This is a genomic window from Nostoc sp. (assembly GCF_041747015.1).
Classification (GTDB): Bacteria; Cyanobacteriota; Cyanobacteriia; order Cyanobacteriales; family Nostocaceae; genus Nostoc.
In genome coordinates, this window is sequence record NZ_JBGTFY010000011.1 from 15,296 (window position 1) to 29,035 (window position 13,740).

A 13,740-nucleotide genomic window follows, 5' to 3' on the forward strand; every position below is an offset into this window, starting at 1 on the left:
AGATCCCGTCCAACGCGATCAATTCTTATCTAATCACATCGGCTTGCCCAATTGCTTAGGAACCACGCTGAATTACTGCAAAAATTTCTGATAGAATCTCTTGCGCTCCTTGTTCTCGCAACAGATGTGCTAGTTCTATGCCTATTGCTTCGGCATTATTGGCAATTCCTGTAACGGTATCTTGTACGAGCTTTTGCCCATCTACGCTGGCGACTATCCCTGTTAAGGTCAAATTATCACCAGAGATTTCTGTATTTACACCAATAGGTACTTGACAACCGCCCTCTAGAGAGCGTAAAAATGATCGTTCAGCAAGAGTGCGATCGCGTGTTTGGGGATGTTCGATCGCTTTGAGGAGAGATAGCAATTCATGATCATCAGCACGGCATTCTATCCCTAAAGCACCTTGTCCAACGGCGTGGAGAGAGATTTCTTTGGGTATGACTTGATGAACGCGATCGTGCATTCCCAATCTTTCTAACCCTGCTACTGCCAAAATTAGGGCATCATATTCGCCTGCGTCTAATTTTGCCAACCGGGTAATTAAATTTCCTCGCACATCTTTAAATGTAAAGTGGGGGAAGTGGTGGCGTAACTGTGCTAACCGCCGCAGCGAAGATGTCCCAATTACTGCACCCGCTGGTAAAGTATCGATTTGTTTATCTTTGTGCTTTTCATGCACCACTAATGCATCTGCTGGGTTTTCCCGTTCAGTAATTGCTGCTAGTGTTAACCCATCTGGTAAGTGAGTCGGCAAATCCTTGAGGGAATGAACGGCAAAATCAATCTCTTGATTGAGCATTCCAACTTCAAGTTCTTTAGTAAAAAGTCCTTTATCGCCAATTTTGGCTAATGCTACATCCAAGATTTTATCGCCTTGGGTAGACATGGTGTGGACTTCAAAGGTGATATCAGGGAATCTTTTCTTGAGTTGCTCTTGTACCCAGTAGGTCTGAACCAGAGCAAGTTGGCTTTTGCGTGAACCAATACGAATAGTGCGGGGGGGACTATAAACAACTGAAGTCATAATAACGATATATCAAACCAGGCGATAAATTCACTCTGATCTAGACTACCGTAGTCAGGGACTCATACTAATTTTAGGTTTTGAATTTGGGATTTTAGATTACAATTCTTTACCAAAAGCTTCAGGCGATGTCTACGATGGGCTGCGCCTACGCAAGCTGGGTTGCAAGTTGCTTCATCAATCTAATTTCCCAAGATTCCCAGATGCAGGTGCGATCGCATCTAACTCATACTGATGTAGATTGGGTTGAGAAACGTAGCTTGCTTCCTGCAGAGTAACCAAAGATTATCAACTATTTGTTGGGTTTTGCTATTGCTCAACCCAACCTACTATTTTTCTGCTAGATATAGTAGTCTGACATCTGCTTGTTCAACATTAGCGATGTCTACGACGGGCTACGCCTACGCGTGGGTTTTCTTTAATAAAATGGTGTTTCCTGCTCGATTTTATTTATGGACTGATGCTAATGTCCGACTAAATCAGAGCGAGCCAACTTATACCATTGATGCACAACCTATTCTTAATCGTTACTTTGAACAGGCTGGAGTTAAGGCTGATCAAATCAGTGGGCAAAGCCTTGAATTAATTGTTGCATCCTGGCTTGGAGAAATTATTCATTCTGAAAAATCCCCCGAAGATATAAATAAATCTCAGCAATGGTTAATTGATTCAGGATTATACGCTGCCTGAGCTGGAGGCAAGTTTACTCATAAGGCAGTTGCGTGAATATTTACGTTGAAACCAACTTCGTTTTAGAACTAGTCTTTGAGCAAGAACAGTGCGTCATCTGTGAGCAAATTCTGCAATTTTGTGAAACAGGGCAAGCAAAACTTATTATTCCAGCTTATAGCCTTGCTGAACCTCATGAGAAATTAAGTCGTCAGGCGATCATCTCTCCAGTGCCAAAGCTAATACTTGCTCCCTCGTATCTGCTTCTTTCAAACTCACAAGTGGGATCTCGAAACTTGATCCACGCTAGTTGTGCAGCAATCAATTTCTGTTTTCTATATTAGTATATTTCGACGCTAGAGAGTTATAAACCTTACGAAAGGTAAACCTGTCGCCAGAAGGAAGTCGAATTTTTCCAAGAATGCTAGAAATGAGTTGGTATTTTAGTCATCTAATATTTAGCTTTTATACTTTATGAATCGTTCCGCCTGCCTTATCTTTAATCCAGTTGCGGGTCAAGGTGACCCAGACCTAGAACTGGCAGAAATTCGGGCAATATTAGAGCAAGATATTGACCTGGATATTTATCTCACAACTGAAGAACTCGACGCTGACGAACTGGCCTATGCAGCAGTAGAGCGAGGGGTAGATGCAATTATTGCTTCGGGGGGAGATGGCACCCTCTCAGCGGCGGCGGCGGCTGTAATGGGTACTGAGATCCCATTTGGGATCATTTCTCGCGGAACAGCAAACGCTTTTGCCACAGCTTTAGGAATTCCTGACACGATCGCAGGTGCGTGTGAGACAATTCTACAGGGAGCAACCCGCAATGTAGACGTAGCCTATTGCAACGATCAACCAATGGTACTCTTAGCAGGTATTGGCTTTGAAGCTGAAACTGTAGAATTGGCAGACCGGGAAGCCAAGAATCGCTTTGGGATGATGGCCTACGTCTTGGCAGGAATCCAGCAATTAAGAAACTTAAAAAATTTTGATGTTGAAATTGAAACTGAAGACAAAATAATTAAAACTAGTGCCTGTGCAGTTACAGTAGCAAATGCCGCGCCTGCCACTTCAGTCTTAGCTCAGGGTTCAGCAGGTCTGATTTATGATGATGGATTACTAGATTTAACGATTGTAGCTCCGGTTAACAAGGCAGGAGCGATCGCTGCTACATTTCATCTATTCCAAACAGCTTCTACGGGCAACGCAACAGAACGGAATGATATTGGTTTCCTGCGAGCCAAACAATTTAAAATTACGACTAACCCACCGCAAAAGGTTGTTATAGATGGTGAAATAGGGGGTACAACACCTGTAGAAATAAAGTGTGTACCAGCGGGTTTGAAAATTTTTGTGCCATTAGTAGAAGAAGTTGAGCCTACCGAAAAATTGGAGGGACTCCCTAATTTGATTATTGAGATGAAAGACACAGTGGGAGAATGAGGGCATGGGGCATGGGGTAGCGGGGAAAGATTTGTTGCAACCTTGCTTCCCTGCTCCCTTTCAATTGAAGATTCAGGAGTAAATTGCATTGAAACTTGTATCTGATCCAGCGATCGCCAAAAAGATTCGTAAAATGAATCAGCGAGTGCGGTGGCAAGACCCGTTAATTGTGGAACGAAACATCGACCAAACTCGGTTGGTGTTGGAAGATAGTCAACCAGACAATCCTGAGTTCTCATTTTTAGTTATCGGTGATAGTGGTTCTGGAAGCCACGGGGGACACAATCCCCAACGACAGGTGGCTGAACTCTTGCTGCCTCATCACAATGAATGCAGTTTTATGCTGCACACGGGGGACGTGATCTATTTGGTGGGATCGAGTGAGTATTATCAGCAAAATTTCATCGAGCCTTACCGAGAGTTTATCTTGGGTGGAGAGCATCCCAGACGAATTGCCTATGACCAGATGGTTTTTAAGCTGCCCATTTTACCTGTACCGGGAAATCACGATTACTATAACTTGCCAATTTTATTGGGCTTGGCTTCCTTGACAACATTACCCATTCGTGGACTGTTGCGATCGCGGTTAGATATAGATGTGGGGTTGCATGGCTCAGGAACGGGTGACGCCTACGCACGGGCATTTATGGACTATCTTCAGGCGTTTCAGCTTCCGGGAGAGTTAGCCAGCCACTTAGATAAGCACTACACAGCCAAGACAGATACAGGTCGTTGTCTTTACTATGAACCTGGACACTTTACCCGTCTCCCTAATCGCTACTACACTTTTCGCTATAACGGTATTGACTTCTTTGCCTTGGATTCTAATACATTTAACGATCCACTGCCCCTACCTAAAACAAAAAAAGGTGACTTTGATCGCAGAGTCTTGGAAAAACGTCGTGAAGATTTAGAGCAAGAAAAGCTGCAAATCATTGAGAATTCAGCAAAGCTTGATCCCAAAAAGCCTCATGAAGCCGACCAATTAGACGACTCGCAGTCCAATCTGTCACAAATTGAAGAAATGATTGTCGATATCGATAAGCAACTAGCCACTGACAAAACAATAGTGACTGACACTGAACAACTGGAATGGCTGAAGCAGAAATTAATTGAATCATGGAATACTGCCGAAGTTCGGGGACGGGTGATTTATTTCCACCATCCTCCCTATGTTACCGAGGCGACAAAGTGGCAACAAGCACAAACTCTGATCATTCGCGATCGCCTCCGTGGTGTTCTAGATGCGGTGGCTAAAAAAGTAGGTTCTCTAACTCAGGGGCGTCCTTTAGTCAATTTAGTATTAAATGGTCACGCGCACTGCTTGGAACACCTTGAGACAATGGATACGGGACACGCTGATGCTCATATCCACTGGATTGTTTGTGGCGGTAGTGGGTTTAGTCTGCGACGACAGAGGGCTGAGGGTGCAGATTTGATGGAAACTTTTGGGAATGAAAATAGATTAGTGGCGCGATCGCATCTCTTCGTTGGTCGCAATGGTCAAGGTTCTCAGAAGCGACGACCTTACTCAGGTTTACGCATTGACGTTAAAGGCGATGGCCAGCCGAAGTTTATTGTCCGTCCCTTCGTTGCAGAATGGCATCAGCGGCAATGGCATAATCGGGAACTTGAGCCGCTGATCATCTCGTAATTCGTAATTAAGACAATATGAGTTCGATGCATTTAGTCTGACCCTCTGCAAACCTCTCCCCGCTTTGGAGAGAGGCTTAAAAAGCTTATTTAGCTAACCAACATCATCGTGGGCAAAGCGGTTAAAGAGAAAATCCAGCGCGTAGTTACGCAGTTGATAGTATTGTGGGTCTTCCATAATGCGGACGCGATCGCGTGGGCGAGAAAAGGGAATTTCCATGACTTCGCCAATTTTGGCATGGGGACCATTAGTCATCATCACCAATTTGTCTGCTAAAAATAGTGCCTCATCGATGTCATGGCTAATCATCAACACTGTGCAGCGGTTCTCATTCCAAATTTTCAGCAGTTCTTCCTGTAACTCTTCTTTGGTAATAGCATCCAACGCCCCAAAAGGTTCATCTAAAATTAAGACTTTAGGACGAATCGCCAAAGCACGGGCAATAGAAACTCGCTGTTTCATACCGCCGGACATTTGAGTTGGTTTCTTATCCATAGCGTCAGCTAGTCCCACCATTGCTAGATGATCTCTGACGATCGCTCTTTTTTGTGCCTCTGGTTTATTAGAGTAAACGGCGTTAACGGCTAAGTAAATATTTTCAAAAGCAGTGCGCCAAGGTAGCAGGGCATAGTTTTGGAAAACCACCATTCTGTCTGGGCCTGGCTGAGTGATCGGCTGCCCTTCTAGTAACACTTGCCCGGAAGTGGGAAAGTTAAAACCCGATACCATATTTAGCAGCGTTGATTTGCCACAGCCAGAGTGACCAATAACACAGATAAACTCGCCTCGTTCTACGTTGAGGTTAACACCATCGAGGACAGTGAAAGGGCCTTTCTTTGTTGGGTAGACTTTGGTAACTTCTTTAATTTCTAGAAAAGGTTGGCGGCTAGTTGTGTCTGTTAACGGTTCTCTAGCTATGCTGGTAACACTCGAACGATGGTTTTGCATGGTGATTTGTGAATTAAAAAAGTAAATGTTGAATTAAAGAAGAATTCAGTAGGGATGTTCGCTTTTAGCGTTCCCGTAGGGTACGGTTGTTCGCCCGTACAGCAGTCAGAATCTACTAGCGACGTCGAGTTTCCGTTACTATTGCTTGAAATTTGAATCAAGCTACTCTTCTTGTAGGTGAATCAAGGATGACTTCCGCAACAGAAAAATCGCGTTTAATTTGCAAGCTGTTAAGATAGGCAATTGGGTCATCGGCGTTAAAAGGTGTGCCATCGAACAACTTGATGGGTTGGCGGGTGTAGCTGATATCTAAACCTAGTTCTCGTGCAGCAGTGCTAAATACACGCACTTGGCACACCCGTTCAACAACTTCTACCCAATTTCGGGGAAAGGGAGTGTCACCCCAACGCGCTAATTGACTCATAATCCAAATTTGTTCGGTGCGGCTAGGGCGGTTAATAGCAGACTCGGAATAAAATTGGTGATGAGCATAGTCTCGCAATGGATGATCTAAGCTACAAGTGAGACTACCTCTCTCTTCGAGTTGGATGTACTCTAAATCGGTGCTGACGTAATCTCGTCCAGCCAAAATTTGCCGAATCTCTTGGGCATTTTCAGGATTTGCACAGTATTGGCAAGCTTCTAGCAAAGCTTTAGTTAAAGCAATGTGGCTATTAGGATAAGTTTCTGCCCATTTTTCTCGCACACCGAGAACTTTACCGGGGTGTCCTAGCCATACTTCTAAATCGGTGGCGATGGTAAAGCCAACACCTTCGACAGCAGCGCGGTAGTTCCAAGGTTCGCCGACGCAGTAACCATCAATGCTTCCGGCTTGCAAGTCAGCTACCATCTGTGCTGGTGGAATGGTCTTCATGTCAACATCTTCATCGGGGTCAATCCCGCCAGCCGCTAGCCAGTAACGCAGCAGAAGATTGTGCATGGATGCGGGATGTACTACTCCCATTGTGTGCCGTTGGTCGCGGGTGTGAAGCAGGTATCTTTTGAAGTCGGATAATGTTTGTACACCCCGGTCGTAAAAGCGTTTTGCCAAGGTAATAGCGTTACCGTTGCGAGTCATGGTCAGGGCAGTGACAACTGGCAAAGGTTGGTTGTTATGTCCTCCCAATGTTAACCACATCGGCATCCCTGAAGGCATTTGGGCAGCATCCAAATAACCACCAGTTATACCATCGACAATTCCTCGCCAGCTGCTTTCTCGCACGAGGTTAACTTCATCTAAACCATGCTTGGTGAAAAAGCCTTTTTCTTTGGCAATGGCTAAGGGGGCGCAGGCGGTAAGGGGTAAAAAGCCAATTTCTAAGTTAACTTTTTCTAACCCATGACGAACAATGTCCGCAGTTTTCCTAGCCCGAATTTTCTTAATGCGTTTTTGCTGATTGAGGAAGTAAATCATCTCACTCCGCAAGCTGTAGTAACTGGGATGTTCCACAACTTCCATGCGTTTGCGGGGTCTGGGAATATCCACTTCTAGAATGTCGCCAATTTTGGATTCTGGGCCATTGGTTAACATCACGATTCTGTCAGACAACAGCACTGCTTCATCTATATCGTGAGTTACCATCACAGCCGTGACTTCATTTTCTTCGCAGATTTGCATGAGTTGTTCTTGCAAATTTCCACGAGTCAAAGCATCTAACGCGCCAAAGGGTTCATCTAACAATAGTAACTTGGGACGAATTGCTAAAGCGCGGGCGATCGCAACTCGCTGCTTTTGTCCACCTGATAACATTCCCGGCTGTTTGTCAGCATGAGGACGCAAACCCACCATATCTATATGTTTATCGATAATGGCGTTGCGTTCATCTGCGGATAAACCCTTCATTACCGAGTCCACAGCGAGGGCAATATTTTCTCTTACCGTCCGCCAAGGTAATAGCGAATAATTTTGGAACACCACCATCCTGTCTGGGCCGGGTTTGGTGATTCTTTGTCCTTCTAGGGTAACAATACCCTCAGTAGGCAAATCCAAACCAGCAATCATATTTAATAGAGTGGATTTACCGCAACCGGAGTGACCAATCAGAGAAACAAATTCCCCTTTTTTAATTTGCAGATCAATTCCTTTGAGGGCGATATATTGACCACCGCCAGTAAGATTAAAAACTTTGTCAATTTGGTCAACAGCTACGAACATACTTATTTGTCCTTTGTCATTTGTCATTAGTCCTTTGTCTTTCGCCACTTGTACTGAGCGGCGTCGAAGTAGCGTAGTCGTTGGCGCAGCCTCTCGTAGAGAAGTATTAGTCCTTAGTACGTGGTCATTAGTCCTTAGTTTTTTACAAATGACCAATGACTAATGACTAATGACTATTTCTGTTCTGTTGGCAGAATCTTGTTTTGAAGCCAAACCATCATTTTGTCTAGCACCAACCCAACAACACCGATATAAACTAGAGCTAAAATAACTTCGCTGACATTGTTATTTTGATAAGCATCCCAGATAAAAAAGCCGATGCCGACAATACCGGACATGACAATTTCTGCGGCGATAATCGCTAGCCAAGCTAAACCGATCGCAATTCTCAACCCGGTAAAAATATAGGGTAATGCCGCCGGAATCAAAATATTAAGGAAATATTCTTTGCGGCTAAGTTGCAGAACTTTGGCAACATTGTTGTAATCTTGAGGAATTTGGGTAACGCCGACAGCAGTGTTAATTAAGATAGGCCAAATGGCGGTGATGAAAATTACGAACAGGGCGGCTGGTTCGTTTTGTCGTAAAGCTGCTAAAGAAATTGGTACCCAAGCTAAAGGTGGTATAGTCCGCAGTAGTTGAAAGATCGGGTCTAAAGCTTTGGACATTGTTTGATTAACCCCAATCAAAATGCCTAAGCCAATACCAACGATCGCAGCTAGAGTATAACTGATGGCGACTCGTTGCAGGCTAGCGAGAATCTGCCAAAATAGACCTTTATCAATGCCACCTCGGTCATAAAATGGCCACAAAATCAAAACCCAAGTGTCTTGGATAACCTGTATTGGACCTGGTAATGTGGCACCGGGAGTCCAAGCGAAGAGTTGCCAGATAATCAGGAAGATTGTGATTGCGATCGTTGGAGGTATCAGTTCAGGAAATTGCTTTTGCAGACTGGATATAAAGCTATTACTAAATCTAGGACTTGCAGGGCGTTTTTGGGCGAGTGTCATGATGCTGTGTTCCTCAAATGCAAATAACTAATGACCAATGACTAAACACTGACCTTTTTGATTTTCAAACTCTTCAAATATTCTTCTGGCTTTTCGGGGTCAAATTTGATGCCATCAAAAAACTCTTCTACACCACGGGATGTATTTGTGGGAATATCAGCAGCAGTAATACCAGCTTCTTTTGCAGCTTCTTTCCAAATATCTTCACGGTTGACTTTGTTGATAAGTTCCTTAGCCTTAGCGGCATTATTGGCAATGTAATCTTTTGGCAAGAATCCCCAGCGAACGTTTTCAACTATGAACCATAAGTCATGACTCTTGTATGGATAAGAAACATTACCTTTTTCATCTTTCCAGTAGTAAGCAGCCATTGATTTATCAGCAATTTTGCGACCATCACCCATGTCATATTTGCCTTGGTATGGATCTGCCAGAATTTCTGGTGAAGAAAGATTGAAATAATTTCGTCCAGCCAGAATTTTAGCCGCTTCTTTGCGATTATCAAAATTATCTAACCACTGTTGGGCTTCCATAATTCCTTTTAAAATTGCTTTGGTAGCTTTGGGATTTTTATCAACCCAATCGCCTCTGATGGCGAGGTATTCTTCAGGATGATTCTTCCAAATTTCTGCGGTTAATGCTGCTACATAGCCAATTTTGTCTTGCACAAGGCGATAAGGCCAAGGGTCGCCCGTACTAAAGGCATCCATTGTTCCTGTTTTCATGTTGGCAACAGTTTGAGCGGCTGGTACTGTGAGTAACTTGACATCTGCATCTGGATCTATACCACCGGCTGCTAACCAGTAGCGAATCCATAAATCTTGGTTGACGTGAGGGAAGGTGAATGCAGCCGTGAAAGGTGTTGAAGATTTTAATTCCTTGAATAGGGACTTAGCGCTGGCGAGTTGTAAACTTATACCTTTGCCTTGGTGCTTATTTGCGATCGCAATCCCATTTCCATGTGTAATTAATTGCGCCAAAACATACATGGGAATCTTTTTATTACCTTTAGTAATTAAACCTTCAGTAATTAAATGGGGCATAGGCATTTGCCATTGACCACCATCAATTCCACCACCAGCAGAACCAATTTCGACGTTATCTCTAGCTGCACCCCAAGAAGCTTGTTTGGAAAGACCAACATCAGTCATGCCATACTTGGCAAAAAAGCCTTTTTCTTTAGCAATAATTAAAGGAGCCGCTTCTACAATGGGTATATATCCTAGCTTGATTGTAGGAGTTTCTGGTGCTTGTTCTGGGCTAATGTTAGCAACAGGTTGAGCGATTGGTTGTGCTTGAGTGCTTCCACCGGTAAGGTTTTCAGGAGGATTACCCAAACATCCTTTAATTAGCAAAGCGCCCGCCGATGCTCCGGCTGTTAAAATAAATTTACGGCGGGAAGATTGATTTAAAATTCCTGTCATAACATCTCCTAGAATGCAGTTTTTATTTCTTATAGCTATGACATTTAGGGCAAGAAAAAGATAATATTCCTTGCACTATTAATGATTAATCAAGCTATAGTTCGTGAAGTGATTGTAGCCATTTCATCAATGACTATTTCAACCACCTATTAGCAAAAGCTTACAAAAAGTTATCGTTTGTAAACTGGTGTGACGCAAAGCATCATTTATTTGTTGAAATCAGTTTACAGGCTTTCAATCCAAATTGGTTCATCTTTAACCGATAATTATTAAATAAATATTAGATTGAATGTATAAGTAAAACTTTATCTATTTTTCTTAACTCTACTAATAGGTTTTAATATATCTACTTTTCTTAATGATGACTATTATATTTAGACTATGATTTAGGAATAAACTTTAATGTATATACTTTTCTTGATGATGACTATTATATTTAGACTATGATTGAGCAATTTCATAATTTATCTATAAATAATTCAAGATTCAGTTGCTAGTAAATCTGAACCGGATGTTACGGTTTTGCTATCACGCATCGTTACATAACATAAAGTGAGTTCGACGAACCTCTCTCCCTACCTTAAACTAAAATCCTTGCCTGGTAAGATACAAGCCTTAGCAGGTGAGTTTTTGAGTTGCTCAGGTTGATTATCAATAGTGTCAGTTTATTGATATAGGTCTAAGAGGTTGTTTGAAAAGTGATTGTCTGTGATCTTAGGCACTTATTGATCCCCCGCTAAAAATAGCTCTATTTCCCCCTCGATACACACAATTGTCTTGCAGTCTCAGTGTATTGCGCGAGTCACCAGTATTCACCAAGGCTGTGTTTAAATGTTATGTATGCATCAAAACCCGCATTTTTTAGCGACCGCTTACCTTTGTGATGACCCGAAGGGAAAAATGGATAAAGTCGAGCTTAGAGGATGTTTGATTAAGGTCGTCGAACTAACGTTAAAATACTTCTCAAAATATTAGCCCCAAAAAGTAGAGACGCAATATTATTGCGTCTCTATAAGCTGCCTTGTTAACTTTTTTTGGTGTAATTGCACCCAGCAAAAAGCGATAGTTGTTAATTAAATTATTCCTGGACCTCTACCCCGCTTGTCACCCTTTTCTGTCAACTTGCCTTCCTCGTCCTGATTGATTTCTCCCAGTTCTTCAACGCGTTGAGCAGTATCTTCTGCTGCTTGTTTGCGTGCATCACCCGGTTCTTCGTAGTACATTTCCGGTTCAACTGCATAGTTGTTCAACAAACCTTCTTTGTCCACAGTGTAACCGTCAGTGGTGCGTATACTTGCCGGATCGGTTTGGTTATCGGTGGTTGAACTTGCCTGTCCCTCTTCTGTGGGGAGTGTTTTGTAATTATCTCCTTCCCTTTTGATTCGAGCTGCTGTTTCAGCTGGGATGATGCCGCGATCGTAACTATCTGCTTCAGCTCGATCAGATGAATCTGTACCTTTCTTAACTCCTTCATTAGTCATAAATTATGTCCTCGTTAAAGAATCTATTAAATAACTTCAAAAACTAGATTAGACCGTTTCTCATCTTCGATCTACTATCTTGAGAAGTGACTTAAAATTAAAAATAATGTGATGTTCTCTATCTTTTGATGTATCCAAAAGACTAATCTTAAGTCCAGTTAAATATTTATAATTTACGTTCACTGTGTAAGACAAGGGTTTTTGCTAAAGTTGACACTTAAACCAGTAAACATTATTGTGCTTCTACTGCATTTTGCGTCCAAAATAAGATAACAAAATTCCCGACTTTTTAGAGAAGTCGGGAATGCGAACCTTTGGATTGCTGTATTAAATTTAAGCGTTAGGAAAATTATTCGCCTATAACTTGGTTTTTCAATACTTGAATTTCCTCGGCTAACTCTTGCCGAGTTGAAGCCTTAAGTAAATAACGGAAAATAAACCAGGTGGCGTAACCAATTCCAATTAACTCAAAAGTTGGTAATAGCAATGGAATACCATTAATTGCAGCCAGTACTGCTAGTACTACCTTTGCTGTAATAATCGCTGCCAAAATTAAAGCAACAGTTATTAGAGGCTGCTTATAATCTTTAAAAAAGCTACTTAAGTATTCGGGCAATTGTTCTAAAAATTGAGAAATTTTTCTGCTAACTGCCTGCCATTGAGATTCAGCCTCACGCGCTGGTGGTAGTCTGGGCAAGTTTTCAGTATCTGCACCTTCAAGTGCTAGCATACCTTGTGATGAGGTTGAATTGATGGATTCAAGTTGCTGTTGTTGGGTTTCCATAATTTTTTTCGGTAATTACAAGAGTTTTTATAACTGACTGAGCGTCAATAAATATAATTGGCCGTCAGTTGTGAGCCAGTGTGGTTTTGGGTTTCCCCCATGAGTAACTGGCGTTAGCGAGGCACGAGCGTCACTCGGAGGGGGAAGTCTTACTACAATCAGGAGTGAGAATAACTAACAATTAACACTGAGCAGGAGTATATAAATTTATTTATGCCTACCTGCTCAGTTGAATTTGTTGTTAGCTACCTGATTATCTCGGCGGGGCAACTGTTGCTTTGATAATTACAATTTTGACACCTTTAATTTCCTTAGCTAAAGGTTCAATTTTAGCCAACTCCTTTTGATTGTTGACAGTACCTCCAACAGTAACGGTTCCATCGTCTGCTGCTTCAACTGTTAGTTGACTCTTGGGTATGTTCGCCTCCAACTTGGAGCGAACTTCACTTGATAAGTCACCTTGAGCTCTTTGGGCATCGCCACCAGTGACATTATTGCGCTGTTCACGGGCACGGATATCAGCATCAAGTTGTTTTCTCCGAACTTCACTTTGTGCGTCTTGTTGAGAAGCTTCTGTTGTTTGTACGCTTGGTGATTGAGGAGCTTCATTAGGATTATTGGGTGCAGATTCACTTGTTTTAGAAGCGTTATCACAAGCAGCAACACCAAAAACTAAAAGGCAACTAATTAAGAAAGGGGTTAGCTTTTGCATATACTTTTAATTCGGAATCGAAAAGTGAAGTTTGTTGATATTTACGGCGGAAGTGAGGAGCAAGTTTTTTTAGTCAGGAGCAAAGCTTTTAACTTCTTGCTCCTGCAATTTTGGGGAATTAGTGTGATTAAAAACTACCTTAGGTTAGAGCTTTTCATCACGACGGTCAACAATGACTACGCTAGGATCGCCTTTATGAGGCTCTGTTGAGTAATTGGTGCGATCGCTATTAACAACTGGTGTGGGGTGATCCGTCACTCGGTTCATATCTGGGCGAACATCACTTACATCAGTGGCATCATAGATAGCGAATTCTTCAATACCTCGACGTTTGAGAATTGCTTCAGCTTGGTGGATTTCAGCGTCCGTACCATCGATAATTACTAAGTAGTCGCCTTTTTGGAAGCGATCGCCATAAACTCGTGCC

Annotated in this window: 12 protein-coding genes and 1 pseudogene; 3 read left to right on the forward strand and 10 right to left on the reverse strand. The window is 42.5% G+C overall.

The features are described from left to right. Positions 1-55: 55 nt before the first annotated feature. Positions 56-1,027 carry a hydroxymethylbilane synthase gene (hemC, locus tag ACEW80_RS00880; RefSeq protein ID WP_373524787.1) on the reverse strand — a complete coding sequence of 324 codons (972 nt, stop codon included), beginning with the start codon at positions 1,025-1,027 and terminating at the stop codon, positions 56-58. Between the two features lie 312 nt (positions 1,028-1,339). Between hemC and ACEW80_RS00885 the strand changes: the two genes are divergently transcribed. Next, positions 1,340-1,717, forward strand: a complete 378-nt coding sequence (locus tag ACEW80_RS00885; protein WP_373524788.1) for a hypothetical protein — start codon at positions 1,340-1,342, stop codon at positions 1,715-1,717. A gap of 190 nt (positions 1,718-1,907) precedes the next feature. On the opposite strand, the gene ACEW80_RS00890 is transcribed toward ACEW80_RS00885, so the two are convergent. Continuing rightward, positions 1,908-2,021, reverse strand: coding sequence for a lysozyme inhibitor LprI family protein (locus tag ACEW80_RS00890; protein WP_373524789.1), 114 nt, complete (start codon positions 2,019-2,021; stop codon positions 1,908-1,910). A gap of 149 nt (positions 2,022-2,170) precedes the next feature. Here ACEW80_RS00890 and ACEW80_RS00895 point away from each other — a divergent pair, with 149 nt between their 5' ends. After that, positions 2,171-3,142 carry a YegS/Rv2252/BmrU family lipid kinase gene (locus ACEW80_RS00895; RefSeq protein ID WP_373524790.1) on the forward strand — a complete coding sequence of 324 codons (972 nt, stop codon included), beginning with the start codon at positions 2,171-2,173 and terminating at the stop codon, positions 3,140-3,142. An 88-nt stretch (positions 3,143-3,230) separates the two neighbouring features. Then, positions 3,231-4,796 (forward strand): metallophosphoesterase, encoded by a 1,566-nt coding sequence (locus ACEW80_RS00900; RefSeq protein ID WP_373524791.1) that lies wholly within the window; start codon positions 3,231-3,233, stop codon positions 4,794-4,796. A gap of 93 nt (positions 4,797-4,889) precedes the next feature. Here the strand turns inward: ACEW80_RS00900 and ACEW80_RS00905 are convergent, their stop codons facing one another. The 8 genes and pseudogenes from ACEW80_RS00905 to ACEW80_RS00940 all read right to left on the reverse strand — a co-directional run. After that, positions 4,890-5,744, reverse strand: a complete 855-nt coding sequence (locus tag ACEW80_RS00905) for a nitrate ABC transporter ATP-binding protein (protein WP_373524792.1) — start codon at positions 5,742-5,744, stop codon at positions 4,890-4,892. Positions 5,745-5,901: 157 nt separating this feature from the next. Continuing rightward, entirely contained in the window at positions 5,902-7,905 is a 2,004-nt protein-coding gene (locus tag ACEW80_RS00910; protein ID WP_373524799.1) for a nitrate ABC transporter ATP-binding protein, read from the reverse strand. A gap of 167 nt (positions 7,906-8,072) precedes the next feature. After that, the gene (ntrB, locus tag ACEW80_RS00915) at positions 8,073-8,912 is read right to left on the reverse strand and encodes a nitrate ABC transporter permease (RefSeq protein ID WP_373524793.1); all 840 of its coding nucleotides are present in this window, start codon (positions 8,910-8,912) and stop codon (positions 8,073-8,075) included. 41 nt (positions 8,913-8,953) lie between these two features. Beyond that, positions 8,954-10,336, reverse strand: coding sequence for a CmpA/NrtA family ABC transporter substrate-binding protein (locus ACEW80_RS00920; protein ID WP_373524794.1), 1,383 nt, complete (start codon positions 10,334-10,336; stop codon positions 8,954-8,956). A 1,073-nt stretch (positions 10,337-11,409) separates the two neighbouring features. Next, positions 11,410-11,817 carry a hypothetical protein gene (locus ACEW80_RS00925; protein WP_373524795.1) on the reverse strand — a complete coding sequence of 136 codons (408 nt, stop codon included), beginning with the start codon at positions 11,815-11,817 and terminating at the stop codon, positions 11,410-11,412. Positions 11,818-12,166: 349 nt separating this feature from the next. Then, entirely contained in the window at positions 12,167-12,601 is a 435-nt protein-coding gene (locus tag ACEW80_RS00930; protein ID WP_373524796.1) for a CAAD domain-containing protein, read from the reverse strand. Between the two features lie 253 nt (positions 12,602-12,854). Next, complete coding sequence (locus tag ACEW80_RS00935; protein WP_373524797.1) at positions 12,855-13,313, reverse strand: BON domain-containing protein; 459 nt, start codon at positions 13,311-13,313, stop codon at positions 12,855-12,857. Positions 13,314-13,457: 144 nt separating this feature from the next. Continuing rightward, positions 13,458-13,740, reverse strand: a pseudogene (locus tag ACEW80_RS00940) (histidine kinase); the annotation flags it as partial.

Bases quoted from the DNA above. Each gene is read 5' to 3' on its own strand.
- hemC (WP_373524787.1), bottom strand. From the start codon at position 1,027: ATGACTTCAGTTGTTTATAGTCCCCCCCGCACTATTCGTATTGGTTCA.
- ACEW80_RS00895 (WP_373524790.1), top strand. From the start codon at position 2,171: ATGAATCGTTCCGCCTGCCTTATCTTTAATCCAGTTGCGGGTCAAGGT.
- ACEW80_RS00905 (WP_373524792.1), bottom strand. From the start codon at position 5,744: ATGCAAAACCATCGTTCGAGTGTTACCAGCATAGCTAGAGAACCGTTA.
- ntrB (WP_373524793.1), bottom strand. From the start codon at position 8,912: ATGACACTCGCCCAAAAACGCCCTGCAAGTCCTAGATTTAGTAATAGC.
- ACEW80_RS00920 (WP_373524794.1), bottom strand. From the start codon at position 10,336: ATGACAGGAATTTTAAATCAATCTTCCCGCCGTAAATTTATTTTAACA.
- ACEW80_RS00925 (WP_373524795.1), bottom strand. From the start codon at position 11,817: ATGACTAATGAAGGAGTTAAGAAAGGTACAGATTCATCTGATCGAGCT.
- ACEW80_RS00930 (WP_373524796.1), bottom strand. From the start codon at position 12,601: ATGGAAACCCAACAACAGCAACTTGAATCCATCAATTCAACCTCATCA.
- ACEW80_RS00935 (WP_373524797.1), bottom strand. From the start codon at position 13,313: ATGCAAAAGCTAACCCCTTTCTTAATTAGTTGCCTTTTAGTTTTTGGT.